This is a genomic window from Methyloprofundus sedimenti (assembly GCF_002072955.1).
Lineage (GTDB): Bacteria > Pseudomonadota > Gammaproteobacteria > Methylococcales > Methylomonadaceae > Methyloprofundus > Methyloprofundus sedimenti.
This window is the reverse complement of the sequence record NZ_LPUF01000001.1, coordinates 2000579-2026782: the sequence shown is the minus strand read 5'-3', so window position 1 is coordinate 2026782 and position 26204 is coordinate 2000579. Positions and strand designations below refer to the sequence as shown.

General features: G+C 40.8%; 23 protein-coding genes and 2 tRNA genes. 8 read left to right on the top strand and 17 right to left on the bottom strand.

What is annotated here, in order from left to right:
• Window positions 1-98 precede the first annotated feature (98 nt).
• The 10 genes from AU255_RS09000 to AU255_RS08955 all read right to left on the bottom strand — a co-directional run bounded on the left by AU255_RS09000 (window position 99) and on the right by AU255_RS08955 (window position 10783).
• A complete protein-coding gene (locus AU255_RS09000; protein ID WP_080522563.1) occupies window positions 99-1130 on the bottom strand; it encodes a PDDEXK nuclease domain-containing protein in 1032 nt (343 codons plus the stop codon).
• On the bottom strand, window positions 1127-1255 hold the full coding sequence (locus AU255_RS21090; protein ID WP_269844781.1) for a hypothetical protein: 129 nt from the start codon (window positions 1253-1255) through the stop codon (window positions 1127-1129). Before AU255_RS21090 ends, AU255_RS09000 begins: the two co-directional genes overlap by 4 nt.
• 141 nt (window positions 1256-1396) lie before the next feature.
• The gene (locus tag AU255_RS08995; RefSeq protein ID WP_080522562.1) at window positions 1397-2800 is read right to left on the bottom strand and encodes a restriction endonuclease subunit S; all 1404 of its coding nucleotides are present in this window, start codon (window positions 2798-2800) and stop codon (window positions 1397-1399) included.
• Entirely contained in the window at window positions 2797-3687 is an 891-nt protein-coding gene (locus AU255_RS20765; RefSeq protein WP_233144595.1) for a PDDEXK nuclease domain-containing protein, read from the bottom strand. The genes AU255_RS08995 and AU255_RS20765 overlap by 4 nt, the downstream gene beginning before the upstream one ends.
• The gene (locus tag AU255_RS08980; protein WP_080522561.1) at window positions 3684-6095 is read right to left on the bottom strand and encodes a type I restriction-modification system subunit M; all 2412 of its coding nucleotides are present in this window, start codon (window positions 6093-6095) and stop codon (window positions 3684-3686) included. Before AU255_RS08980 ends, AU255_RS20765 begins: the two co-directional genes overlap by 4 nt.
• Window positions 6096-6752: 657 nt before the next feature.
• Window positions 6753-7040 (bottom strand): hypothetical protein, encoded by a 288-nt coding sequence (locus tag AU255_RS08975; protein WP_080522560.1) that lies wholly within the window; start codon window positions 7038-7040, stop codon window positions 6753-6755.
• A gap of 224 nt (window positions 7041-7264) precedes the next feature.
• A tRNA-Met gene (locus AU255_RS08970) sits at window positions 7265-7341 on the bottom strand.
• Between the two features lie 82 nt (window positions 7342-7423).
• Window positions 7424-8515 carry a redox-regulated ATPase YchF gene (ychF, locus tag AU255_RS08965; protein WP_080522559.1) on the bottom strand — a complete coding sequence of 364 codons (1092 nt, stop codon included), beginning with the start codon at window positions 8513-8515 and terminating at the stop codon, window positions 7424-7426.
• Between the two features lie 128 nt (window positions 8516-8643).
• A complete protein-coding gene (locus tag AU255_RS08960; RefSeq protein ID WP_080522558.1) occupies window positions 8644-9822 on the bottom strand; it encodes an NnrS family protein in 1179 nt (392 codons plus the stop codon).
• Window positions 9823-9985: 163 nt separating this feature from the next.
• Window positions 9986-10783 (bottom strand): ferritin-like domain-containing protein, encoded by a 798-nt coding sequence (locus AU255_RS08955; protein ID WP_080522557.1) that lies wholly within the window; start codon window positions 10781-10783, stop codon window positions 9986-9988.
• Window positions 10784-10814: 31 nt separating this feature from the next.
• Here AU255_RS08955 and AU255_RS08950 point away from each other — a divergent pair, with 31 nt between their 5' ends.
• Window positions 10815-11204 carry a VanZ family protein gene (locus tag AU255_RS08950; protein ID WP_080522556.1) on the top strand — a complete coding sequence of 130 codons (390 nt, stop codon included), beginning with the start codon at window positions 10815-10817 and terminating at the stop codon, window positions 11202-11204.
• A gap of 63 nt (window positions 11205-11267) precedes the next feature.
• On the opposite strand, the gene AU255_RS08945 is transcribed toward AU255_RS08950, so the two are convergent.
• The 3 genes from AU255_RS08945 to AU255_RS08930 form a co-directional block, all read right to left on the bottom strand.
• The gene (locus AU255_RS08945) at window positions 11268-12311 is read right to left on the bottom strand and encodes an urease accessory protein UreH domain-containing protein (protein WP_080522555.1); all 1044 of its coding nucleotides are present in this window, start codon (window positions 12309-12311) and stop codon (window positions 11268-11270) included.
• 269 nt (window positions 12312-12580) lie between these two features.
• Window positions 12581-14203: a multicopper oxidase family protein gene (locus AU255_RS08940; protein WP_080522554.1), complete on the bottom strand. Its 1623-nt coding sequence runs from the start codon at window positions 14201-14203 to the stop codon at window positions 12581-12583.
• Between the two features lie 695 nt (window positions 14204-14898).
• Complete coding sequence (locus AU255_RS08930; RefSeq protein WP_080522552.1) at window positions 14899-15378, bottom strand: flavin reductase family protein; 480 nt, start codon at window positions 15376-15378, stop codon at window positions 14899-14901.
• Between the two features lie 188 nt (window positions 15379-15566).
• Here AU255_RS08930 and AU255_RS08925 point away from each other — a divergent pair, with 188 nt between their 5' ends.
• From AU255_RS08925 to AU255_RS08895, 7 genes are all read left to right on the top strand, one after another.
• The gene (locus tag AU255_RS08925; RefSeq protein WP_080522551.1) at window positions 15567-16739 is read left to right on the top strand and encodes a phosphoglycerate kinase; all 1173 of its coding nucleotides are present in this window, start codon (window positions 15567-15569) and stop codon (window positions 16737-16739) included.
• Between the two features lie 161 nt (window positions 16740-16900).
• Complete coding sequence (gene rpoZ, locus AU255_RS08920) at window positions 16901-17146, top strand: DNA-directed RNA polymerase subunit omega (protein ID WP_080522550.1); 246 nt, start codon at window positions 16901-16903, stop codon at window positions 17144-17146.
• Between the two features lie 27 nt (window positions 17147-17173).
• On the top strand, window positions 17174-19318 hold the full coding sequence (locus tag AU255_RS08915; protein ID WP_198942576.1) for a RelA/SpoT family protein: 2145 nt from the start codon (window positions 17174-17176) through the stop codon (window positions 19316-19318).
• A gap of 8 nt (window positions 19319-19326) precedes the next feature.
• Entirely contained in the window at window positions 19327-19725 is a 399-nt protein-coding gene (locus AU255_RS08910; protein WP_080522548.1) for a RidA family protein, read from the top strand.
• Between the two features lie 153 nt (window positions 19726-19878).
• On the top strand, window positions 19879-21969 hold the full coding sequence (gene recG / locus AU255_RS08905) for an ATP-dependent DNA helicase RecG (RefSeq protein ID WP_080522547.1): 2091 nt from the start codon (window positions 19879-19881) through the stop codon (window positions 21967-21969).
• Window positions 21970-21974: 5 nt separating this feature from the next.
• Window positions 21975-22535, top strand: coding sequence for a chorismate--pyruvate lyase family protein (locus AU255_RS08900; protein ID WP_080522546.1), 561 nt, complete (start codon window positions 21975-21977; stop codon window positions 22533-22535).
• Window positions 22536-22592: 57 nt separating this feature from the next.
• Entirely contained in the window at window positions 22593-23033 is a 441-nt protein-coding gene (locus tag AU255_RS08895; protein ID WP_080522545.1) for a VOC family protein, read from the top strand.
• A 134-nt stretch (window positions 23034-23167) separates the two neighbouring features.
• Here AU255_RS08895 and AU255_RS20325 read toward each other — a convergent pair whose 3' ends face one another.
• From AU255_RS20325 to AU255_RS08880, 4 genes are all read right to left on the bottom strand, one after another.
• On the bottom strand, window positions 23168-23320 hold the full coding sequence (locus tag AU255_RS20325; protein WP_198942575.1) for a hypothetical protein: 153 nt from the start codon (window positions 23318-23320) through the stop codon (window positions 23168-23170).
• A 455-nt stretch (window positions 23321-23775) separates the two neighbouring features.
• A tRNA-Ser gene (locus AU255_RS08890) sits at window positions 23776-23863 on the bottom strand.
• 70 nt (window positions 23864-23933) lie between these two features.
• The gene (locus AU255_RS08885; RefSeq protein ID WP_080522544.1) at window positions 23934-25829 is read right to left on the bottom strand and encodes an ATP-binding cassette domain-containing protein; all 1896 of its coding nucleotides are present in this window, start codon (window positions 25827-25829) and stop codon (window positions 23934-23936) included.
• 129 nt (window positions 25830-25958) lie between these two features.
• Window positions 25959-26204 (bottom strand): YfhL family 4Fe-4S dicluster ferredoxin, encoded by a 246-nt coding sequence (locus AU255_RS08880; protein ID WP_080522543.1) that lies wholly within the window; start codon window positions 26202-26204, stop codon window positions 25959-25961.

Here is a 26204-nt window from a genome sequence, read left to right as displayed (position 1 = left end):
GGATGGGCAAAGGAGGTACGACGTGCCCATCATTGATATTGCATGATCCCGAATAACTTGTGATGGGCACGGGATAAAGCCCCTTTGCCCATCCTACCTTATCTTTTATTATCAAGTCTGAGTTTAGCATTAATAACCGCTTCATGTAATTTCAGCTCTAATTCGGCTCTCGGGGGCAGCACGGTTAAATACTCGGCAACATGAATGCCACTTTTATCCATTTCCAGTAGTTCGATTTGTTCGTGTTTTTTACCTGCACACAAAATAATGCCCAGCGGTGGATTTTCATCCGCTTCCTGTTCGTGTTTAGCTAACCAGCGCAAATACAACTCCATCTGGCCTTTATATTCCGCTTTAAAACGTCCGACTTTTAAATCAATGGCAACCAGGCGCTTTAACTTGCGGTTGTAAAATAATAAGTCGATATAAAAATCATCCTCATCAATCTGTAACCGTTTTTGCCGTGCAATAAAAGTAAAGCCTGAGCCTAATTCCAATAAAAACTGCTCCAGCTCACGTAATATGGCATCTTCCAGGTCTTTTTCTAAGTAGCTATCGTTTAAGCCTAAGAAATCCAACACATAAGGATCTTTTAAAATCAGGTTTTGATTAACCTGTCCCGAATCGCGTAATAACTGTAATTCCTGGCTGATCGTTTGATCCGGCTTTTTTGAAATGGCGGTGCGTTCAAACAGCTGAGAATCAATACGCTCGCTTAAAGTACGGGTAGACCAGCGTTCTTGGCCTGTCATAGTGATATAGAAATCACGTTTTATTGAATCAGAAATAGGCATTAAACAATTAAAATGACTCCAGCTTAATTGTGCAGACAGTGTCTGCACAATCTGAAAATCAGGAAAAGCCTCATTAAATTTAACCATTTGCGCTAAATTACGTTTCGACCAACCTTTACCAAAACTAACAGTTAAATCTTTGGCTAAATGAGCAATAACTTGCTTACCATATTCTGCTCGCTCGCCTTTTAACACCTCATCGGCAATCCGTTTACCCACCTGCCAATACAATAAAGTCAGCTCAGCATTCACCGCCACCGCTGCTTGTTGTTTAGCGGCTTGAATAAGCTCTTTTACCTCAACAAATAATTCGCTATTGCTCAACGGCTGGTTCATAAAACAGCCTCCATAAAACACAGTTCTGTAGGATGGGCAAAGCGATAGCGTGCCCATCTTTTATGATATTGAATATTGATGGGCACGGGATAAAGCCCCTTTGCCCATCCTACTGGTTGATTCATACGCTGGCTTCCATTTTTCTTTATTTCAAGCGTGTGCCGTGTAGGGAGGCACTAATATCGCGAGCGCATGGATGCGCAGGAGCGACCCGGTTTCTTACATCACAAATCGGTAGGGATAGCCGATTTGGACAGCGCCAATACTTACTGATCATTACTTTCACCCATTAAGGTATCGGCGCTGCCCGCAGGGAGTGAGGCATGATGGCGAACATCAATTTTTCCTGTGACGGCTGCGGAGATTAGGGCTGTGCGGCGTTCCTGCATTAAGCCAATAGCCGCTTGAGACCTATCAGATATACTATTTAATTTACTTATTTTTGATTGCAAATACTCAATAATTATTGATTGTTCAGCCAAAGTTGGTAACGCTACTTTTACTTTTTTCAAATCATTAACACCAACATTTCCCTGAGTGTTCGTGTTTATTTGATTTTGAATTCCTTGTAAAAAAGCATCAGATTTGAAGTAATAAAAAAGATATAAACCAATAACTTTTGAAAGATTAGGTTTAATCGTTACACAAGAGTAAGAAACCAAAAAATCATCATCTACATCAATGTACGATGCGGTTCCAATTGTTGCATATCGAGCCATAATTACATCACCTTTAGAACTTCTAATTTTACTGGAGAGCTTCAAATAATCTTTATGGCTTACCTGTTTGCAGTCTTCAAAATTTATACTGCTAACTAACTCCTTTAAATCACCAGTCATTACATAAGGTATGCCTTTTTCAACAGATTGCGGCATATAATGATCCACATCTCCAATAGCATTGAGAACATAATTTATACTACTCACTCCCCAATGCTCAGGCACTTCACCCAACCACTCAACACCTGAATCGCGCATGGGGGCATTGGGATTTAATCCTTTGGTTACGGCATGGCTAATCACTGCCTGCCGTTTTTCTTTTAGCAGTTTAATCAGCTGTTGTTGTTTATCGATCAGGGTATCGATTTTTGCGGTTTCGTGGTCGAGGAAATTGGCTATTTTTTGTTGTTCTTCCAAAGCAGGCAACCAAATATTACCTCTCCGTAAAATAGCCTGAGTCACACTAAAAACTTTAACACCTTTAACAGAATGCCTTATATGAGTTCTAAATTCCTGAGAATCAAAAAGATAAGCATAAAATCGACTGCTTTTCTTATTCTTTGGGCGAACAATAATTGTATGATAACCAGCAAATACAGCTTTATTACTAGTTAGCTGTGTAAAGTTACCAGAGCCATCAATATCTTCCGAAGTATCTGCAAAAACAAAATCACCTAAAAATAATAAGGAGCTTTGAGATGAGCTTAAATATTGCTCACTTACACATTTAAGAGGGTTAATAACTGGGTCTACTTCAAAGCCATATTTTGAATGAACTTCACCGTAATTTACACAAGGCACTCCTTCATCTAACAAGTTTTCCTTTGTAATAGTTAAACCCTTATCAAATGAGAACATGTAACGTAATTTGCTAGTACCCCAATGTTCAGGGATTTCCCCCAACCACTCAACCCCAGAATCCTTATATTTTTCATAGGCCTGATATTTCATAACGCACCGCCCCACTGAATTGATGGGCACGGATAAAGCCCTTTGCCCATCCTACGTAGCAGGTCTTTAGGCAGTGATTGCGTGCTGTGATATTCCGAAACACCAATCGGCTTTTGTATATCACTCAAAGCATATTCAGCGACCAATCTATCTTTATTTTTACACAGTAAAATACCAATCGTCGGCTGCTCCACTTCTTTGCTTATCGGAGCACGGTAAAACAACAAAAAAACAATACCGTGTAGGATGGGCAAAGGAGGAACGACGTGCCCATCAACCATGTCGCGCTGAATTGATGGGCACGGATAAAGCCCTTTGCCCATCCTACGTAGCAGGTCTTTAGGCAGTGATTGCGTTAACTGATATTCCGAAACACCAAGAGACTTTTGTATTTCACTCAAAGCATATTCAGCGACCAATCTATCTTTATTTTTACACAATAAAATACCAATCGTCGGCTGATCCGCTTCTTTGCTTACCGGAGCATGGTAAAACAACAAAAAAACAATACCGTGTAGGATGGGCAAAGGAGGAACGACGTGCCCATCAACAATATCGCGCTGAATTGATGGGCACGGATAGAACACTTTGCCCATCCTACGTAGCAGGTCTTTAGGCAGTGATTGCGTTAACTGATATTCCGAAACACCAATAGGCTTTTGTATATCACTTAAAGCATATTCTGCCACCAGGCGGTCTTTGTTTTTACACAGTAAAATACCAATGGTGGGCTGATCCGCTTCTTTGCTTATCGGAGCACGGTAAAACAACAAAAAAACAATACCGTGTAGGATGGGCAAAGGAGGAACGACGTGCCCATCATCGGCAGTGCGCTGAATTGATGGGCACGGATAGAGCCCTTTGCCCATCCTACATTGATTTATCACGAATGCACCTCGCGCAACAATTCCATAATTTCAGCGCTGACTTTATCTAAATCAGCATCAATATCAACTAGATCGCGCGGTGGTTGATATTGGTAGAAATGACGGTTAAAAGGGATTTCATAACCGACTATGCCGATTTCCTGATCTTTAGCATCTTTTTTACTGGCATCTATCCAGGCATCAGGCACATGCGGTTGCACTTCTTTTTTAAAGTAGGCTTCGTTAATGGCGTTGACCGTTTGGCTAGGATCAAGGGCGACGTTTTCATTATCGCGTAAATCACCATCGGCCTTGTATTCGATGATTTGGCCGTTGACTTCAAATAAACCATAAAGCGGATCGGCTTTATGTTCAGGATGAACGGTATGCCGCGGTGGCATGGATGCCAAAGAGCGGCGATGTATTTTTTTAATGACTTTTTCAGCCTCTGGGTTTTTCCAGCTGACGGCATCGGTGATTTGTTTTTTCTCTTTGGCGTCTAAACTCACCGATTGGGCTTTGCAGGCGGCTTTTAGGATTTCTTCATAGCGGTTCATGTCATCGTATTGGGCGGTACCGATGGTATCTTGCAGTTGTTTGGCTTTTAACAGGAGTTGTTTTTGCGTTAGCCAGAGTTTGTTATCCAGCAGGTCTTTGATCTGTTTTTCTTTCAGCTCGCTAAAGTGGCTTTTAATGCGTTTGCGGCAGGCTTCTTCATGTTCGCTTAAATCGCCATAGTTCGCACAATTTTTGTTGTACCCCAGAGCACCCTCGCTGATTCTTCCAGAATCATTCACCTTGTCAGACCAGTGAGTACCGTATTCCGCATAAAGCCATTGCATCGCGGCCTTTAACGGTTTGGGTGCAAAGCGGAGTTCGGCAATGCGTTCATCACTGAATTGAAAAGATTCTCTTAAAGGCCGCTCAATCGTGATACGGCGATAGCCAAACTCATGGCTGTTGAAAATTTTGCTGGAGAAGGTTTTAGGTGCTTCAGTTTTTGGGTTGGCTGATTGACGACCGCGATTGCTTTTTTGTTCGCTAGGCTTGTCTAATTCACGCGCATCGACGACTTCAAAAGCACCAAAGCTACGCGTAATAGTGGCAATGTCGCTTTCGTCCATAACATTACGTTTAGAACCTAAAGATTTACGCATTTTACCGCATAGGTTCACCCCATTAATTAACTGAACTTTACCTTTGCGCTGTTCGGCTTTTTTATTGGATAGCACCCAGACATAAGTGGCAATACCTGTGTTGTAAAACATATCTGTCGGCAAGGCGACAATGGCTTCTAGTAGATCGGCTTCAAGGATATAACGACGGATTTCGGATTCACCTGAGCCTGCGCCACCAGTAAATAAAGGCGATCCGTTAAGGATAATCCCGATACGCGCACCGCCTTGATCTGCGCCCCGCAGTTTACTAATCAGATGTAACAGGAATAATAAGGAGCCGTCTGATACTCTGGGTAAGCCTGGACCAAAGCGGCCATCAAAGCCTTTTAAGCTATTTTCATCTTTAATAGCTTGTTCAATCTTTTTCCAGTCCACCCCAAAGGGAGGATTAGAAAGCATATAATCAAATTTATCGGCATAAAGTTGATCATTAGATAAGGTGTTGCCGAGTTTAATATTGCTAACGTCCTGCCCTTTAATCAGCATATCCGCTTTACAGATAGCGTAACTTTCGGGGTTGAGTTCTTGACCAAATGCACGCATCACGGCTTGCGGGTTTAACTCATGCACATATTCCATACCTGCTGATAAGAATCCACCCGTACCTGCAGTAGGGTCATAAATGGTACGAATAATCCCTGCTTTAGTTAAGGCATCATCGTCTTCCATAAAGACGAGTGAGGTTGTTAGTCTAATAATGTCTCTGGGAGTAAAGTGTTCGCCAGCGGTTTCATTTGAGCCTTCAGCAAAGCGTCTGATCAATTCTTCAAACACCAGGCCCATATCATGATTTGAAATTGCTTTGGGGCTTAAATCGGTTTGTCTGACTTTTTGTACTATTTTGTAGAGTAAGTCAGCATCATTCAACTGACCGATAAATTCGGCAAAGTTAAAGTATTCAAATATCTCACGGGCATCTTTTGAAAAGCCTTGGATATAGGATTCCAGATTATCTTTAATGCCTGCTTCACCTAGCTTAGATAAATCCATCTTGGAAATATTGAAGAAGGATAAGTTATTTGTTGCACGTAACAACATCTTTTCCTGAGCCTCTTCAGGCAAATTCATTGCCTGTATTTTCTCATGCTGATCTAATACCGCCTGTTTGCTTTCTTCTAACACACCTTCAAGGCGGCGTAATAATGTAAACGGTAGGATGACTCTGCCATATTGGCTTTGCTTGAAGTCACCGCGTAGTAAGTCGGCTAGAGACCAAATAAAGGCCGCTAGATTGTTTGGGGCTTGAGTCATAGGCTATCTATATTGCGTGGAGATAATTTAAATTCGTAAGCGGCTGGCTTGTCGTGTTTATGCTTAGCATGGCGCCAGTTTGGAGAAATTAACGATGCTATGGCTGTTGACCAGAAATGTCGGCTTTAAAGTTGGCACTAAGTTGTGCTGATCGTGTTCCATACGCTTGCTATCCATTATTGTTTTTACTTTATTGTAGTCGCTATGGCGCTGTTTGTAATCTGTATAAGCTTTGTAAGTGCGTATTGTAAATTCTAGTGCAATAAAAATCAGGCCATCCCAAGTTCGTCATATTCGATAAATAAGGTTGTTGCAGAAGTTTTCACTGGGTTTTCATGATGAGAAAAACTGATTTTTCCATATTTTCACCATGCCGGTAGTGATCGCAAGCAAAATTAAAATTTATCCCAAGTGGATTCCATGCAGGCTTTTAGCAGGCGTTCGCGTTCCTCATCATTTAAGAAGCGATCAATCTGATTATTTTGCGCTTTAATGCGTACTTTCTCGGTGGGATTTTTTCTAGGTATTTTTTATCAATGGCATAGATGAATAGGCTTGATAAAACGGACTTCATGCGCAGCGGTGTATTATTAGACTTTACCTTATCCGAACCGCAACCATTTACAGATCCGTTAGCGTATTGCTCTAATATGCTTTCTATATGGCTTGCTTTGATGCTTTTGGCAAGCTTGTTATCGAATACATTAAGCCAGAATTCAACGCGCCTGAATGTATTTTCATCTTTTCCCACCATTGGTTCATATATTCATTAGCCAATGCTTTATAGGTCAGGAAGTCTACATCTACGCCTAGCTTTTGAAATAACGCAATACCGCCCAGCTCTTCAACCTTAGCAGGGGATAAGTTTTTAAGTTTCTTAGGTTTGATGCTTAGGATTGTTTCTATCTTGCTTTCAAAATCAGCCGCCCATAGTTCAGCCTGCAATTTATCAGCAAAGGTTTTTTTAGATTGGATTGTGATTTTTGCGTATTTCTACGCGGTATTTACCGGATGGTAATGTGCGAATATGCCATTGCTATGACCTTTTTACAGTGTAAAGCAAATAGTACGCATCTCAAAAAAGGTGTAAGTGCGTACTGCAACAAAAGTAAAAATCATTCAACCGATGACATTTAGTTGAAAACACCTTAACTAACGGTGAGTTAAGGTGGTGGCGATAGGTGGATTTGAACCACCGACCCCGGGGTTATGAATCCCGTGCTCTAACCAACTGAGCTATATCGCCATATTTAGGTGAGCTATTGATAACCAAACTCAGATAAAGAGCGGAAATTATATCCGCTCTTTATCTACTCGTCAATTATAAATTATACGTTAAAGCGGAAGTGCACAACATCGCCATCCTGAACAATATAGTCTTTACCTTCTAAGCGCCACTTGCCAGCGTCTTTTGCGCCCTGTTCGCCTTTGTATTTGACAAAATTTTCGTAGGAGATAATTTCCGCGCGGATAAAACCTTTTTCAAAATCAGTATGAATAACACTTGCAGCTTTTGGAGCAGATGCGCCAACAGGTATAGTCCAGGCTCTTACTTCTTTAACACCTGCGGTAAAATATGTTGCTAAATCCAGTAATTTGTATGCTGCTCGTATCACACGATTTAAGCCAGGCTCTTCAAGACCAAGATCATCCATAAATTCTTGTTTTTCATCTTCCTCAAGCTGGATAATATCGGCTTCTATCGCAGCGCAGACAGAGACGACCATTGAGCCTTCTTTTTCTGCAAAGGCATGCACTGCGTCTAATAAAGGATTATTTTCAAAGCCGTCATCCTGTACATTAGCGACATACATCGCTGGCTTTACCGTGAGTAAAAATAATTCTTTGATAATCGCCAGTTCATCTTTCGATAAGCCCAAAGAACGTACCTGCCCACCTTCGTCTAAATGCTTTATTATTTTTTCATACAGTTCTTTTTTAACAAGCTCTTCTTTGTTACCTGTTCTTGCCGCCTTGCTGGTTTTTAATAAGGCTCTTTCGACACTTGCTATGTCTGCTAAAGCCAATTCTGTATTGATAACCTCTATATCGCCAATCGGGTCAACTTTTCCAGCGACATGAATGACATTTTCATCTTCAAAGCAACGTACTACATGAACGATCGCATCTGTTTCACGAATATTACCTAGAAATTTATTTCCCAGACCTTCGCCTTGTGAGGCCCCTGCCACTAAACCAGCAATATCGACAAACTCGATTGTTGTAGGTAAAGTACGCTCGGGCTTTACGATTTCTGCCAGGGCATCCATGCGTACATCCGGCACAGGAACTACGCCTACGTTTGGATCAATTGTACAAAACGGGTAGTTTTCAGCTGCAATTTCTGCATTGGTAAGTGCATTAAATAAAGTTGATTTACCGACATTGGGTAAACCAACAATTCCACAATAAAGTGCCATATTTTCTCTTGATTATTAAAGTTAAGATTTGCTCTCAGGCTTTATGCCATTGAGTGAAGTATATAATAGACAGGCGAAACGCTTTGCGTTCCAACGCAGATCATACGAACAAGCTGGGGGAGCGAGAATCAACCTTCCTTGCCATCGATTCTTGCTGTTGTTAAAATCGGTGCATAAACAAATGCAAACAAAGCAAAAGCGGTCAGCCACAATAAGCTCGATGCATAAATAATATCGGCATACCAATTAGGTAATAACAGCGGGATCAACACTCTGACTAATGCTGCCAAATTAATCAGTGCAAAGGCTATCGCCATCGCTTGTGATGCTTTTAATATTCGTCCTGTATGACCTAATGCAACACGCGCCATCATACCTAAAGTGATGACGCCTATTCCCCCGATGGTAAAAGCGTGTAGTGCCAGAGTGGGCTGAATAAGTCCAATAGCGCCCAACGCGGTCATGAAAAAGCCCACTATGATCCAGGCATAGCCGACATAAAGCACCCATAATAAAGGGACATACCAGATCCTGAATTCATACCAGTCCTTCACTCTTAATATATTTATGACGACAGCCAGGCTTGCAGCAATCGCTAAAAGATAACCTGAAACCTGCATAATTGTTAATGCAAAAACGAGTAGTGCCGAACCGATAGATAAGGCATCATACAGCGGGTTGCGTATCGTCAATGTGCCAGGCAGTCCTTTTTCGGTAAAAAATGGAAAAACACGACCGGCTATCACCAAGATCATTACGATAATCAGGGCAATGACTATTTGAAAACCTATCCAAGCGCTTTGTTCCACCCACCCTAATACTTCCATATGAATTAGCGCATTACCAAAACTCATTAACAGCAACAGCGCGATAAAAACATAACCTCGCAAATATCGTGCAGCCATGATTGGCTTGAGCAAACAAAATGCCAATACCGGTAAAAACAGGAAGTCAATCAGCGCGATAAATTCATCGGCGAGTAATCCTGAATAAAAAGGTAAAATCCTGCCATAAACCCATAATAAAGCCAGGCTTGCCAAACTGGCACCTGTAGGCGTTTCTTGCCCGGTCCAGTTTTTTACAGCCGTTAATAAAAAGCCGGAAATAACAGCTACGGTATAACCCAAAAGCATTTCATGTGCATGCCAATAACTATTGGAAAAAAAATAATTATCTACAACTAAACTACCATCATATAAAGAACGCCACAAAACCATCAGGACTAAAGCAGATAAGCCTGACAAGGCAAAAAAAGTTCTAAATCCTAATGCGAAAAAAGGAATATTAAAGGGCTTGATATGATTCATAATTGATCACTGCTCAGCATTTATGTACGGGAAATGCAGGATACAACCTACATAAGTATCTGGTTATTCTGGAGGTTAAAAAATTAGCCTCGCCATGTAAAAATAGTTAAAGCTTTGCTTTTCCCCTGCAAATGGTGAATAACAAACGCAAGCCGCTGTTTTTTTACTGCGCGTCTAACCAGGTTAATTCATTTGCAGTAAAACCCGCTTTTAAGCGCATCTCGATATTAAACGGGCCTTTTGGTTTGTTATTATTAAAATATTTTAAAAGCAAAGTTTTAAAAGTTTCTTCGGGGTCCAGCTGTTGCTCATGACACTGCTGGTAAAACCATTCTGAGCCAAATAGCACATGCTGCTGCTCATCTTCCAGAATGCGTTGTAATATTTTGATCCCGGCTTCATCTTTCACTTGCCTGATTTTCTCTATCATTCCTGGCGTTACGTCTAGCCCTCTTGCTTCCATACATCGAGGGATAATTGTTAATCGCGCCAGTAAATCATGTGCTGTGTCTTGTGCATGCTCCCACAACCCCTGATGTGCAGGTAAATCACCGTATTCAATCCCTAGTTTGTGCAAATGGCCACGGATCAAATTAAAATGTACCGCTTCTTCTTGCGCGACCCTTAACCAATCCTGATAAAATTTTTCCGGCAAACCTCGAAAACGATAGAGTATATCCCAAGCAAGATAAATGGCAATAAATTCAATATGTGCCAGAGCATGATAAAAGGCTTGTACGCCTTCCAGAGTGCCCAATTTACGCCTTACCATATACCGAGGCGCAAGCAGTTCAGGCTTATCAGGAAAGCAAACATTTTCTATCCCTTGCACTTCAAATAAAGAATCAAACTGTAAACCGCCTTGTTGATATAATTGCCAAGCTTTTGCCGTTAATTGTAACTTTTCATCAATATCTGCACGATGTAGACAGGCTTCGGCAAAATCAAAAACATTATTCATTTACACAGGAAATTCCACACAGACCTTAATTATGTCCGGATATTATAGCAAAGCATTAGTTTACGCACAGCTTATACTCTATTGTGTTTTGATTTACTGGCTCTCAGACCAGTCGACGCTACCAGCACCGCTGTTATTTCAGCATCAGGATAAAGTGATTCATGCAGGAGCTTATTTTGTTATGGCTGCTTTTGTGCTGCGTGCTTTTCGACATGTCATATCATCCTTGCCTCTATTGCTTATATCCAGTCTGATATTTTGCAGTGTATATGGGATGCTTGATGAATGGCATCAGTCATTTGTGCCAGGAAGAATGAGTGATGTTAATGATTGGCTGGCCGATTCAATGGGTGCCTTCATATTACTCTGCGGATACTATTGGTATCGCTTGCTGTGTGACAACAAAAGTTGTGAAACTTGACATGTCTTAGACATAGGATGTGACGCATAGCCACAAATGATGCGCTTCGTGCCTCAGCACATCCTATTTCTGATTAAGTTGTTGAATCAAGGGGGTGCTAATGGATTTAAAATCATAACCAGACTTAGTTTTCATTAAGCCTTTGTTCAACATCATACCGCCCATAACGAGCAAAATGACACCGGAAATTTGTGTAATTCGGTGGGTCATTGCGCCTGAAAGCCATCGAGTGGCCATACCAAAGGTAAGTAAGGCTGGCAAGGTACCTAAACCAAATGCCGCTAAAAACTTCGCCCCTGCCACCGGGTCGCCGTTACCTGCAGCCATAATATACATCGCTTGCAATGGACCACAACCTAACAGAAAGCCAGAGAAAAAGCCTATAAAAAATGGGCTGCGTGAACTTCTCCTTTTCTTGTTTGCATAACGCGCCATCGCTTCGGGCTGCTTAATCCTTACCCGTTTTAATACTGTAAATAAATTAAGCGTATTAAGGCCGAAAATAATTAAAAATATTCCCGCTAATAAAATACTCACACCACTGATAAACGGGGTAATACTGACAACCGAACCAATAAAGCCAAATATAGCCCCAAACATGGCATAAGAAAGTGTCTTGCCTACGCCATACAATATATGCGACAAATAAGCAGAACGTCCATGCTCGGCATCTTTAACGGTATAACCGATGACAAAACTACCGCACATGCCAATACAATGTAACCCGGTAATTAAACCAACTACGAAAATCATACCGTAGCTTAGCTGTGAGCTTATATCAGGCACACTAAATTGATGCCATAATTTGCGCGAAAAAACCATTAACAAAACGATACCGATTAATGCGAGTATCGAAACACTGATTCTGGTAAATAATTTCCCTTTACCAGACGGGATTAAACCAATCTGATAACCTTTATCTTCAATAACTTTATAAATACGCTCAAGGCTAGTTTTATTGTCTTCAAAACTTACCGTGCATTTACCACTAGCGTAATCAGCTTTTACATCAATAACACCGTCCATTGCAGAAACTGCATCCTCAATAATGGTCTCACAACCACCACACATCATCCCTTCAATAACAATTTGTTTGCTTGTTTGCATACTATTTCCTTTTCCTATATCTATTGCGCATAATCCAAATATAGCTTGCTACCTGTCCTGATTCTTACATCATGCAATCGACTTAAAACCGAAAAAATATTGAATTAAATCAATATCCATTCTATTTATTGTGCTAGCTATGTGTTTCAATAATATTACATTTTCATTGTTCCTGGAGATTAATTGGTTCACGTTTTAACCTAGAAACCGCAGTGCAGTGAATGCTTAAGCTACCCATTGCGGCAAAAAAACGCTCGTACTAAACTTTTCTATTTAACCAGTAAATCACGCATCATGCCCATATCTTCATGTTCCAGATTATGGCAGTGATACATAAACAGACCGGTATAGTCGTTAAATGGTTTCAATATTGTGACTTTTTCTCCCGGCATCACTAACACTGTATCTTTCCAGCCTTTATCCAAAAAGCCTTCAGAAACTGAAGTGTATCCTTTTCCAGATTTAGACCTAACTTCACGCTTAAGCACCTGGAATTGCTCACCATGTAAATGCATAGGATGAGGCATACTCATGCCCATCATCCCCATACCGCCCATACCATGAAAACCATTATCAAATTCCATTAGCTGCACGGTATTAACAGGAACTACCTCGTCTTGCCTGATATCATTCATTTTATAAGAACGTCCATTGAGCAATGCAGACATATGGCGCATCGACAGTGTTATACGACGAGGTGAGTGAGGATTTTCAGCATCAGCAACACTTAGCGCTGGTATTTTACTTAATCGTTTTGGCAAGACGTCATTACTGGAAGATTTTTTGGTTACACGAACTTTAAGCACTGTAAACTCCTCTCCAGCATGAGATTGCCCTCCTCCCATGCCACCCATCATGCCGCCACCACGGCCACCACGCATACCGCCGCCCATTCCCCCCATCATACCCATACCACCAGAAGAAAATTCCAGGCTACGCAAAGTTAACTCAGTGCCGATTTCCTTGCCACTAAAGTCAACCCATATTTCTCTTCGTTCTGCGGGTGCAAGTGTTAAATAAGGGAGCGTTTCTGCACGTTCTAAAAGCCCGCCATCTGTGGCAATGACTTTAATAGGCGTACCATCATCCCAGGCTAATTTATAAATGCGTGAGTTAGAGCCATTTAATAAACGCATACGGTAAGCACGCGTTTCTACAGGAAGTTTGAACTCAGGTCGGCCATTAACCAGAATCTGTTCCCCTAAAAACCCATGCATGCGTTGCATCATGCCGCCATCATATTTCAGCTGGTTTTGCTGATCAAAATTACGATCTTGAATAACCAAAGGGACATCAAATTCACCACGCGGCAATTTAAGCGCCTGCTCTTCATCATCACTAACAATAAAAAAGCCAGCAAGCCCTGAATAGACATGTTTGGCAGTTAAATTGTGAGTATGCGCATGATACCAATAAGTTCCCGCTCTATTGAGTATTTCAAATTCATACACAAAGGTTTCACCATTATCAATAGCATACATCGGGTTACCATCCATTTTGGCTGGCACATGTAAACCATGCCAATGTAATATTGTTGCGGAAGGTAATTCATTCTTCAGATATATACGAACTTTCTGACCTTTATGTAAACGAATAGTGGGTGCCAAATAGCTCTCTTTGTCATTCGTTATAGCCGTTTTATCACCTTTTAGTACTTCACCAGTCACTTTCCAGACACGAGTAGTTGGACCTTTAAAAATAGAGACATATTTAACTTCTCCCGTGAGGCGAATTTCTATATCGGGATTGAAATCAAGCGAAGGCCGGCTACCTACCCTCATCGTCTTAGCATTTAGAAAACCAGGAAATGTAGAAAATGCAGCAGTTGCGACTGCTCCAGCACCAGCAAATTTTAAAAGTTTACGACGCTGAATATTGACGTTATTTTTCATAAAGTACTCCTGATTAACAAATAATATTAGTCTTTTATAATTTACTTACTTAGTATTGTAAAGTTATTTCGAGAGTAATTTTACAATACCAAGTAAGTAAAGACTGCAAATCGTTAATGATGAAGGATGAGTAAGAATTCATTTTATTGTTGTATAAAATAATAACTGTCGGCAACACCAAAATCTATGATATTCCCAACAATCCCGATGCATAAGGCGATTTCAAATGATTAAAATTAATTCGCTGACTTTTTGCTTTACTTCAGGATAATAGACTCGCTAATGAATTTTCTGCCGAATTCGATATGCCAGTCAGGGAGTGGCGAGAGCCGGATAAGAAAGTATTTTGCTCTTACTGAGCCTTCTGTACAGGTAATTTTCAGAAGCTCCAGCATAGCATTACCGCTCTTAGTACTCAGGAAGATATCAATTTTCTGCATACCTCCCATCCAGGACACTTTTTTAACAGATTTGTTTGATCTGTCATTTGCTTAACCATCCATGATCATGACAAGTGAATAACACATGGATTTTGCTGAATTACTAAAGTACAAACTGGATATATTTACAACAAAAACCAATTGATATGCAGCAGAAGTACTACAAGAAATAATTTATGAAAATCTGAAATTAAGGAAAAACCTGCCTGGTTACAAAGATCAATCTTTTAACAGAAAATAAAAAAACCTCATAAACTAACTTGCAACCCTTTGATAAGCTGAATTAAAGTACAACAATGGCTCACCAGTATTGCACTGGTTAGATTGAATTTCACCGACAACAATCCAGTGTGTTCCCGCCTTAAACTGCTGAACCACAGTGCACTCTAGAGTTGCAAGAGATTCATCAAAAACCGGCAGGCCTAATTTGCCTTTATGCCAGATCACATTTTTGAAGCGTTCATCCATGCTCATTCCGCCAGCAAACTGATTTGATATTTGTTCCTGTGCTGATGTTAAAATATTAACTGCAAATTTCTTATTTTCCAGAATTGCAGAACCTGTATCCGTAACTTCATGCAGACAAACCAAAATTTGTGGCGGATCCATGGATACACTAGCAAATGAAGTCGCAGTCATTCCTAACGCTCCTGCTTCAGAAAATGTTGTAACTACTGATACACCACTTGCCCAAAGCTTAAGAGTATTTTTAAATTCCTGATTATCAATAGCCATTACTTACCTCAATTATTTTTACTGTCTCAATATGAAAATTATTTTTTACATTCAGCCTAGACTGAATATGCAGGGTTAATTTAATCACAAGACAGACTTAAGGTATAATATTTTCTATTTAGCGCTGAATTTATTCCTTGTTATAAATCTAGCGCGCTCTTTATTCACACTTTACTCTCGGAGACAACATGCCAGTAAAAAAAATGGCTGATTTAGATTTAAATGGTAAACGCATTTTAATCCGCCAGGACCTTAACGTACCTGTTAAAGATGGCAAGATTACTAGTGATATTCGCATTCGTGCAAGCCTGCCAGCGATCCAGCTTGCCTTAGATTCTGGCGCTGCTGTTATGCTAATGTCGCATTTAGGTCGCCCAACGGAAGGCCAGTTTGACCCGGCTGCTTCTTTAAAACCGGTAGCGGACTGCTTGGCAGACCTACTCGGCAAACCCGTTCGTCTCGAAAAGGACTGGATCGATGGCATAAACATTAAGCCAGGTGAAGTTGTTTTATGTGAAAACGTCCGTTTTAATGTCGGTGAAAGTGCAAATAGTCCTGAGTTAGGCAAAAAAATGGCGGCTTTATGCGACATTTTTGTAATGGATGCCTTTGGTACTGCGCATAGAGCACAAGCATCAACTCACAGCGTTATTGAGCATGCCAAAATTGCCTGCGCTGGACCATTATTATCAGCCGAATTAGAGGCCCTTGGTAAATCCTTAAATAATCCGGCAAGTCCTGTTGTTGCCATTGTAGGCGGATCCAAAGTGTCTACTAAACTGACGGTGCTAAAAACCTTGTCAGAAAAAGTTGATCAGTTGATTGTTGGTGGCGGTATTGCCAACACATTTATCGCAGCAGCTGGCTACTCAGTCGGAAAATCACTTTATGAAGCTGATTTAATTGCAGATGCAAAAGCATTAATGGCAGCAGCAAAGGCTAATAATTCTGAAATCCCAGTGCCCGTAGATGTGGTTTGTGCCAAAGAATTCTCTGATACGGCTGTTGCGACTATCAAAAAAGTAAGCGATATTGCTGATGATGACATGGTGCTAGATATTGGCCCTGAAACAGCTAAACAATATGCAGCTATCCTAAAGTCAGCAAAAACTATAGTCTGGAATGGCCCAGTCGGCGTTTTTGAAATTGATCAGTTTGCTGAAGGAACAAAAACCTTAGCTTTTGCAATTGCTGATAGCGACGCATTTTCCATAGCCGGTGGTGGCGATACCCTGGCTGCAATCGATAAATATGCTATTAAAGACAAAGTATCATACACTTCTACAGGTGGCGGTGCTTTTTTAGAGTTTTTAGAAGGCAAAGAACTTCCAGCTATCGCGGCATTAGAAGCAAAAAACTAAGAGTTTCAGTCGATTACAGATCAGGAATAAGTATAACTTTAAGTAGCTCCAAAATCATTCCTAATGCTCTCTATTTCTAAGGAAAGTTTTATAAGAACTTAAAAGTCTCATATAATGATCTGTTATTTCAATTTTGAATATCCACAAAAGGTTTAATAAAAATGGCACGAGTTACCATCGAAGATTGTCTAGATAATGTTGAAAACCGCTTTGAACTAGTATTACTAGCATCTCAAAGAGCGCGCCAATTAGAAAAAGGGGCCGATGAGTTTGTTACTCGCGGAAAAGATAAAGATACCGTGGTTGCCTTACGTGAAATTGCTGAAGGACATGTAACCAAACAAAATATCGACATGTTACATCAAGTTGGAGAGCCTACAGACTCCGCACTAAGTACATTCAACTAAAATATGAGCGCTCAGGAACCTACAGCTATGACTGCAAGCCCTGAGCAACGTCTGTATGAGCAACTCAATGGCATACTAGGTCAATATCTGGATCCAGTGCATATTGACCTGGTATGCCAGGCTTATCAATTTGGCGCTAAACATCATACTGGACAATTTCGAAAAAGTGGTGAAGCCTATATCTGCCACCCTCTTGCCGTCGCTATTTCTCTCGCAGAAATGCGTATGGATGTGCATGGCATTATGGCTGCAATTCTTCATGACCTTATTGAAGATACCGATGTTACTAAAGAAGACATCCTTAACTTATTTGGTGATGATGTTGCCGAATTAGTTGACGGCGTCACCAAACTGACTCAGCTAAACTGTAAAACCCAAGCCGAAGCACAAGCAGAAAATGTGCGTAAAATGTGCCTGGCGATGACAAAAGATATGCGTGTCATCATGGTCAAGTTAGGTGACCGTTTACACAATATGAAGACTTTAGGTGTCATGCGTCCGGATAAAAAACGCCGCATCGCTAAAGAAACACTTGATATTTACACACCTATTGCCAATCGTTTAGGCATGAACAGGATCCGTCACCAACTGGAATCATTGTGCTTTCAAGCCATGTATCCAATGCGTTACCGGATATTAAAAAATGCAGTAAAAAAAGCGCGTGGCAATCGTAAAGAAATTGTTGAAACAATTATTCATTCCTTAAACACACGCTTACAGCAATTGCATATTTCTTGCGAAATACACGGCAGAGAAAAGTATTTATACAGTATTTATAAAAAAATGCTGACCAAAAATCTATCTTTCTCGGATATTTTTGATGTCTATGCGTTTAGAATTCATTGCGATGATGTGGATACCTGTTACCGAGTCTTAGGCATTGTGCATAACCTTTTTAAACCTATTCCGGGAAAATTTAAAGACTATATCGCATTACCCAAAGCAAATGGATATCAGTCCTTACATACTATTTTAATTGGCCCGTATGGTGTTCCGATTGAAATTCAAATCCGTACCCATCAAATGCATCGTATGTCTGAGTCAGGTATTGCGGCTCACTGGCTTTATAAATCTGATGACGAAGAGCATTCTAAATCTAAAACCCGTGCCAACGAATGGGTACGTGATTTACTTGAGATTCAAAAAACAGCGGGTAATTCATTAGAATTTATCGACAATTTAAAGATTGATCTATTCCCTCAGGAAATTTTTGTTTTTACTCCTCAAGGCAACATTATTAAACTCCCCCGGAATTCCAGTGTGGTCGATTTTGCCTACGCGGTGCATACAGATATAGGCAACTCCTGTGTTTCAGCCCGCATTGATAAACACCTGGTACCCTTACAAACGAAACTGGAAAATGGAGTTACTATAGAAGTTATTACTGCTTCCTGGGCAAGACCGAACCCACTTTGGTTAAATTATGTTGTAACTAATAAAGCGCGTACTGGTATACGTTCTTATCTCAAGCATTTTAAACAACAGGAAGCGATCAGCCTGGGCCGACGTTTACTGGAAAAAGAACTTAAAGATATGGGTAAATCTTTAGTGGATATTTCTCAGTTAATGCAACAGCAATTATTGTTAGCAGTCAAACTTGAGAGTATTGATCAGCTGTATGAAGAGATTGGTTTAGGCAATAAGATGCCTTTTTTAATTGCCAAACAACTCAATCAGACAGATATAAGTGCCGTCATAAAACTGGATGACACTGAAACACGCAAAGAGACCCCGCTCACTATCAAAGGCTCGGAAGGCATGGTTGTGACTATTGCAAAATGTTGCAGACCTATTCCAGGAGATCCAATCGTAGGCTATTTCAACCCGGGAAAAGGGATTGTAATACATCATCATGAATGCCGAAACAGTACTAACGAACGGAAAAAATCAACCAACTGGCTAGAAGTCGAGTGGAGCGATGATGCATCTGGCGAATATCCAACAGAAATACGTCTGGAGCTGTTAAATCAGCCGGGAACCCTGGCGACCATTGCTTCAACAATTTCCAAGATGGGCTCCAACATAGAAAATGTCATTATTACTGATCAGGACGGGCGAGTTTCTGTAGATTTGATAACCTTAACAGTTAAAGACAGAGTACATTTAGCAAATATAATGCGTCAGCTTAAAAAGTTATTTATTGTTTTAAAAATCACCCGCACAAGAGGCTAAAAATATTCATGCAAAAAGAGAGCATTCATACTGAATCTGCACCACAAGCAATTGGCACTTATTCACAAGCCATAAAAGTAGAAACGACTGTCTATCTATCAGGACAAATTCCACTAGATCCAGATACCATGGAAATTGCAGCAGGTGATATCAGCATGCATATCAAACGCGTATTTGATAACTTGAGAGCGGTAGCTGAGGCAGCAGGCGGTGAATTACAGGATATTGTTAAGTTAAATGTTTTCCTTACAGATTTATCTCATTTCCCGATTGTAAATGAAATAATGGGCGAATATTTTACTCAACCTTACCCTGCCCGTGCTGTAGTTGGCGTCGCGGCCTTACCAAAAGGTGTCGGCGTTGAAATGGATGCCATTATGGAATTAAAACCACCTGAATATTATTAAGTGCTTCTAATATCCAGAAATTTTTAAAATATTACACAAGTAATTGGTGAGTTTATACTGTGCTGCATTGCAAACAGCCAGACTTTAGCCACCAGTCTGCTTGTTGAAATTGATTAGCCAGATTAATCATCACCCACTTATTAATCTCTCGCCATGGACTCACAGGCCATTCTTAATCAAGCTGTCACCTCATTAAATGGCATTGGCAGGCAAGCAGTAGGCCGCTTAGAAAAATTAGATATCCGCCAACTGCGTGATTTAATTTTCCACCTGCCATTGCGTTACGAAGATCGCACCCGTGTTCAAACAATAAATGAACTCATACCTGGCAACATTGCCTTAATTTGCGCCAGGGTCGTTTCCACTAGCATTTTAAATCGTGGTCGGCGCACTTTAATCTGCCAGATAAGTGATGAAACCGGCTATCTAAGCCTGCGTTTTTTTCATTTTAGTGCAACACAACACAATAGCCTGAGTTCAGGAACATTAATCAGTTGCTTTGGTGAAATAAAAGAGGGTTACTCTGGTTATGAAATGATTCATCCTGAATATAAAGTTATCCAGCAAATAAATGATTGCATAACCAGTGATGCATTAACAGCGATCTACCCGCTGACGGAAGGACTACGCCAGACAAGTATCAGAAAAGCAGTGCAGCAGGCATTAGCTCTCTATAATAACAACCCGGATTCACTTCCCGATCTATTACCCGCAGCTGTATTAACAAAGTTTCAATACCCAAGCCTGAATACCGCGTTAAATACCCTACACACTCCTGCTCCGGGCATCTCGGTTTATGCTTTACAAAACAGCCCGAATCCTGCTTTAAAACGTCTTGCTTTTGAAGAATTTATTGCCCACCAATTAAGTCAATTACAAAGTAAATTATTTGATAAACACTGGCAAGCACCTGTTTTAAAGTGCAGCCAAAAACAAACACAACAATTTCTCATTAACCTAAGCTTTAGCCTAACCAGAGCGCAGCAGCGAGTGATTAAAGAAATAGCCGCTGATTGTGCTAATAATTCCCCCATGTTACGTTTAATTCAGGGTGATGTGGGCTCAGGAAAAACGGTTGTTTCAGCATATGCAGCCTTGCTCGCTCTAAGCAGTCAATATCAGGTTGCCATTATGGCGCCGACTGAACTCCTCGCAGAACAGCACCTGCGCAATTTTAATCTGTGGTTCAAAGAATTTGATACAAAGATTATCTTTTTAACGGGTCAGCTAAAAGGTAAAAAACGTCAGCAGGCATTAGCAGCCATAGCTGATGGTAATGCGGGTATTATTATAGGTACCCACGCTCTATTTCAGGATGCGGTAACATTTGCCCGATTAGGACTGGTTATTATTGATGAACAACACCGCTTCGGTGTCAATCAACGGATGGCACTCAGAGATAAAGGCCAACATAAAAATACCAAGCCTCACCAATTAATAATGACCGCTACACCTATTCCAAGAACTCTGGCAATGCTCAATTATGCCGATCTTGATATTTCTATTATAGATGAACTGCCACCGGGTAGAATTCCAGTCGTGACCCGCGCGATTTCTTCAGAACGTCGCGCTGAAGTGGTTGCCAAAATTAGCAACTGGGTGCAACAAGGCAAACAGGTTTACTGGGTTTGTACCTTGATTGAAGAATCCGAAGTCTTGCAATGTGAAGCAGCAGAAAAAACCGCGTCAATGTTAGCAGAAATATTGCCCGATGTACGCATTGGCCTGGTACACGGGCGCTTGAAATCCGCTGACAAAGATCTTGTTATGCAAGCCTTCAAACAACACCAACTGGATTTACTGGTTGCCACAACCGTTATTGAAGTCGGAGTTGATGTTCCCAATGCAGGTCTAATGATTATTGAAAATCCCGAACGTTTAGGACTGTCTCAGCTACATCAGTTACGCGGCCGTGTTGGCCGGGGAAGTGATAATAGTTTCTGTCTATTGATGTATCAATCGCCACTCTCAAGAACAGCCGGTCAACGACTCAATATCTTACGCGAAACCAGTGACGGTTTTATTATTGCCGAAAAAGACTTAGAATTACGCGGTCCTGGAGAGATGATGGGCACGCGGCAAACAGGACAAATGCAGTTTAAAATAGCCAATCTGGAACGTGATACTGAGCTACTGGACCAGGTTTCAGAGGCAGTGCATATAATCCAGCAAGACTATCCCGAAAATATCCCCCTCCTGATTGAACGCTGGTTAGGCACAACAACTAAATATGCTGAGGTTTAACAACATTGAGCAATAAAAGTAGCTTATATCGCAAAGAACCCGTCTGGTTTTGCAATCGCTTAAAAAGTCGCTTAAACATACCTGATAACGCCGCTTCCTGGATTTATGAGGCAGGATCTATCACGCAGCGGCTCCGGGATTATTATGGTCCACAGGTTCGTGTAGAAGTACTTAACAACCAATGGCAAAGAGCCTTTATCTCAGAAAGCAAGTTGCTTAAAAGTCCCCCGGGGAAATATAATCTAACTCGTGAAGTACTGCTTTATGCCGACGATATCCCCTTAGTTCTTGCACGCACCATTATACCCAAACGAACTATCAAAAGTGCGCATCAAAACCTGTCGCATCTAGGCAACCGACCTTTGGGCGAAGTTATTTTTTCCTATCCCGGGCTGGAACGCCTGGCACTGGAAATAACCGAGGTTCAAAACAAGCATTGGAATAAAATCATACAGCAAAAAATCCAGGTCAATCAGCCCCTGTGGGGCCGTAGAACCATATATGCCATCCATCATCACCCATTATTAGTCAGTGAGTTTTTTTTACCTGAAATTTTGAATCATTAAAGGCATTGCTTAGCTCGCTGATTAAACTTACTATTCACCCTAACATAAGGAATACTAATGCGATATTTACATACCATGGTCAGAGTACAAAACCTGGAAGCTTCACTGCATTTTTACTGCCAGCAACTCGGCTTGCAAGAATCACATCGATTTGATGATGCTGCAGGTCGCTATACATTAGTGTATTTAAATGCTCCAGCTGATACTGCGCTGGCAAAAAATACAGCAGCGCCTTTAGTCGAGTTAACTTATAACTGGGATACCGAAGTTTACACCGGTGGACGCAACTTTGGTCATCTGGCTTTTGAAGTGGATGATATTTACGCTACCTGCCAGAAATTACTAGATAGCGGAGTGACTATCAATCGGCCACCACGTGATGGTCACATGGCCTTTATCCGCTCCCCAGATCTAATCTCAATCGAATTATTGCAAAAAGATAAACCTCTAAAACCAGCTGAACCCTGGGTCTCTATGGAAAATACCGGCGTCTGGTAATACATAATCTCCAGGCAAAAAAAACGCTTGTTACCGGAGTAACAAGCGTTATAAAGATAAACAAGATCACGAGGAGAAATCTTGTTTATAGGTACTTCCAAGAGGATACTACATAAAAAAATCTATTAACTTACTTAATTCTGCAAACGTCCAGTAAGGTGGATATTACTAAAAATAGCTGAAGCTGCAAAAATAGAAGCCGATGCGACAAACGCACCTGAAATAAAACCAAAAATGCCAGTAATGAATAATAGGCCTACTAAAATATCTTGTTGTAAGTCTGTCATTGTTTGCTTCCTTTTATCGCTAAAAATATTAAGTATTTGATACATACTATACAGCGACATAAGAAAATGACAATATAGTAATTTATTATTAGTTTGTTTCATTAAAGGAAACAATATGAGAATTAACTACAGCCTTGTTACTCTATAGCTATACATTGGAAAAAGATATGGTCAATACTGGTGTTTTAAGCTAAGGCTGACTTTCTCTTCATTATATAGATTTCAGTTTCTTGTCTTTCGTAATGGCTTAGTAAAAGCCAGACACGGCTAAAAACTCATTGAGAATGTGATTAGAGAGGTAAATTAAGAGTAAACGAAATTAAAAAGTATTATTTCGTCTTAAAAGATATGGGGGTTTAGCCACGATAACGTCCTTGTGTAACAAAGACCGTTTGCACTATGCAATTATGCTATTGAACTCAGCAAATAATTGACTTATATATCAACAAGTAAAGTGGCGGAGAGCAAGGGATTCGAACCCTTGATACGTTGCCGTATACACACTTTCCAGGCGTGCGCCTTCGGCCGCTCGGCCAGCTCTCCGTGTTTAGACTGACCAACATGCGTTGAACAGCCGATTATTTTAATTCAACATAACATTTATTGCAATAATTTATTCTGTCAAGGCCTCTAGTTCATCCCAGCGTGCATAGGCTTTCACTAAATCGGCATCAATTTTTGCTAACTCATCCAGCACTATTTTGATTTTTGTCTCATCCTGTTGATAAAATTCAGGAGCAGCCATTTGTCCACTAATCTCTGTCTGTTTGCTTTCCAAAGCTTCTATGCTGGCGGGAAGTTCAGCGAGCTCTTGTTGATCTTTATAACTTAATTTTTTCTTTTTAGCAGACGTGCCAACTGTCTGATGATTTTCAGTTTTGGCTATTTTTTTATTACTTTTCCCCTGCTCTTTTGCATGTGCCTGGCTATACGCTAACCAGTCCGAGTAACCGCCAACAAACTCATTGACCACACCCTCACCTTCAAAAACGATGACGCTGGTAACTACATTATCCAAAAATACCCGATCATGACTCACAATCAGCAAAGTACCGGTATATTCAACCAGGCGCTCTTCCAGCAACTCCAGCGTTTCCATATCTAAATCATTGGTAGGTTCATCCATAATGATCAGATTGGCAGTTTTGGTAAATAATTTCGCTAATAATAAGCGGTTTTTTTCACCTCCAGACAAGGTTTTCACCGGAGAGCGCGCACGTGCGGGTGCAAATAGAAAATCACCCAGATAGGACATAACATGCCGAGGCTCGCCATTAATCAGGACATGATCATTACCCTCTGCGATCGAATCAGCAACGCTGATTTCAGGGTTTAGCTCTTCTCTTAGCTGATCAAAATAGGCAACCTGCAATTTTGTACCTTGTTCAACAGAGCCGCTATCAGGTTCCAGATCTTTCAACAATAGCTTTAGGAAGCTGGTTTTACCTGCCCCATTAGGACCGATTAAACCTATTTTGTCACCTCGCTGAACGATGGTGGAAAAGTTTTTGACAATCGCCTTTTCAGGGTAGGTAAAGCTGACGTTTTTCATTTCGATAACTTTCTTACCTGAAGATTCACCGCTTTCCATTGAGAGTTTACTGGTGCCCTGTAAATTACGTCGTTGAGAGCGCTCTCTGCGTAACGCCAACAAGGCTCTGACGCGACCTTCATTACGTGTTCTACGCGCCTTAATACCCTGACGTACCCAGACTTCTTCTTCAGCAAGTTTTTTATCAAACAGTGCATTTTGTGTAGCCTCTTCTTCTAATGAGGCGGCTTTTTTAACCAGATAATCAGCATAATCCCCCGGCCATGAAACCAGCTGGCCTCTGTCAAGATCAATAATGCGAGTTGCTAATTTTTGCAGAAATGACCGGTCATGAGTGACAAATAATATAGCCCCTTTAAAACTAAGCAATTGTTCTTCCAGCCACATGATACTTTCTAAATCAAGATGGTTAGTTGGTTCGTCCAGTAATAATACTTCAGGATCTATGACCAATGCTTTAGCTAATGACACACGACGCTTCCATCCACCAGACAAACCTTTTACCTTAGTGTCTGAGGGGAGATTTAATCGAGTTAGAATATTTTCTACCCGCTGCTGAATTTGCCAGCCATTATGCACATCAAGCTTATGCTGTAAATCACCCATTTCTTTCATGACTGCATCAGTAAAGTCAGTCATCAAAGTCAGTTCGTGATAACGTTTAATCCATTTCCCTACTTCGCCTAATCCACCTGCAACAACATCATAGATAGTTTCTTCATCCGGCAAATGTGGCATTTGTTCTAGTACTGCTATACGCAATTCGGGTTTGTACCAGACATCACCTTCATCTGCATGAATTTGCCGCATGATAATTTTCATTAGAGTAGATTTCCCTTCTCCATTACGGCCTAGAAGCCCCACCCGTTCGCCCTCTTCCAGTTGAAATTCGGCCTGCTTAAGCAGTGCGTGTGTGCCAAATGCAATGGAAACTTTTTTTAAGCGTATTAATGCCATGTTGTTTTGTTTACTCTATATTCAATTGTGGGTTGCAGCTTGTTAACGGATCAATATCCTGGTGACTCACTGCAAAAAAAAGAGGAGCTATTGCTCCTCTTTTTTAGTCCGGGTAATACTAAAAATTTATCAGGCTGTCAGTTTTAGATACTTTTGATAAAGTGAATCTTGATCTTCAACTTTAGCGGGATCTTTATCAATACAATCTACCGGACAGACTTCAATACATTGCGGTACATCATGATGTCCGACACACTCAGTGCATAGCTCAGGATCGATTATATAGATATCTTCTCCTTGAGAGATAGCACCGTTCGGGCACTCTGGTTCACAAACATCGCAATTTATACATTCATCATCAATAAGTAGTGACAT

Bases quoted from the DNA above. Each gene is read 5' to 3' on its own strand.
- AU255_RS21090 (WP_269844781.1), bottom strand. From the start codon at position 1,255: ATGAATCAACCAGTAGGATGGGCAAAGGGGCTTTATCCCGTGCCCATC.
- AU255_RS08945 (WP_080522555.1), bottom strand. From the start codon at position 12,311: ATGCAAACAAGCAAACAAATTGTTATTGAAGGGATGATGTGTGGTGGT.
- AU255_RS08960 (WP_080522558.1), bottom strand. From the start codon at position 9,822: ATGAATCATATCAAGCCCTTTAATATTCCTTTTTTCGCATTAGGATTT.
- AU255_RS08915 (WP_198942576.1), top strand. From the start codon at position 17,174: ATGACTGCAAGCCCTGAGCAACGTCTGTATGAGCAACTCAATGGCATA.
- AU255_RS08885 (WP_080522544.1), bottom strand. From the start codon at position 25,829: ATGGCATTAATACGCTTAAAAAAAGTTTCCATTGCATTTGGCACACAC.
- recG (WP_080522547.1), top strand. From the start codon at position 19,879: ATGGACTCACAGGCCATTCTTAATCAAGCTGTCACCTCATTAAATGGC.
- AU255_RS08925 (WP_080522551.1), top strand. From the start codon at position 15,567: ATGCCAGTAAAAAAAATGGCTGATTTAGATTTAAATGGTAAACGCATT.
- AU255_RS08980 (WP_080522561.1), bottom strand. From the start codon at position 6,095: ATGACTCAAGCCCCAAACAATCTAGCGGCCTTTATTTGGTCTCTAGCC.
- AU255_RS08995 (WP_080522562.1), bottom strand. From the start codon at position 2,800: ATGAAATATCAGGCCTATGAAAAATATAAGGATTCTGGGGTTGAGTGG.
- AU255_RS08940 (WP_080522554.1), bottom strand. From the start codon at position 14,203: ATGAAAAATAACGTCAATATTCAGCGTCGTAAACTTTTAAAATTTGCT.
- AU255_RS08950 (WP_080522556.1), top strand. From the start codon at position 10,815: ATGTCCGGATATTATAGCAAAGCATTAGTTTACGCACAGCTTATACTC.
- AU255_RS20325 (WP_198942575.1), bottom strand. From the start codon at position 23,320: ATGACAGACTTACAACAAGATATTTTAGTAGGCCTATTATTCATTACT.
- AU255_RS08955 (WP_080522557.1), bottom strand. From the start codon at position 10,783: ATGAATAATGTTTTTGATTTTGCCGAAGCCTGTCTACATCGTGCAGAT.
- AU255_RS08880 (WP_080522543.1), bottom strand. From the start codon at position 26,204: ATGTCACTACTTATTGATGATGAATGTATAAATTGCGATGTTTGTGAA.
- AU255_RS08930 (WP_080522552.1), bottom strand. From the start codon at position 15,378: ATGGCTATTGATAATCAGGAATTTAAAAATACTCTTAAGCTTTGGGCA.
- AU255_RS09000 (WP_080522563.1), bottom strand. From the start codon at position 1,130: ATGAACCAGCCGTTGAGCAATAGCGAATTATTTGTTGAGGTAAAAGAG.
- AU255_RS08895 (WP_080522545.1), top strand. From the start codon at position 22,593: ATGCGATATTTACATACCATGGTCAGAGTACAAAACCTGGAAGCTTCA.
- rpoZ (WP_080522550.1), top strand. From the start codon at position 16,901: ATGGCACGAGTTACCATCGAAGATTGTCTAGATAATGTTGAAAACCGC.
- ychF (WP_080522559.1), bottom strand. From the start codon at position 8,515: ATGGCACTTTATTGTGGAATTGTTGGTTTACCCAATGTCGGTAAATCA.
- AU255_RS08910 (WP_080522548.1), top strand. From the start codon at position 19,327: ATGCAAAAAGAGAGCATTCATACTGAATCTGCACCACAAGCAATTGGC.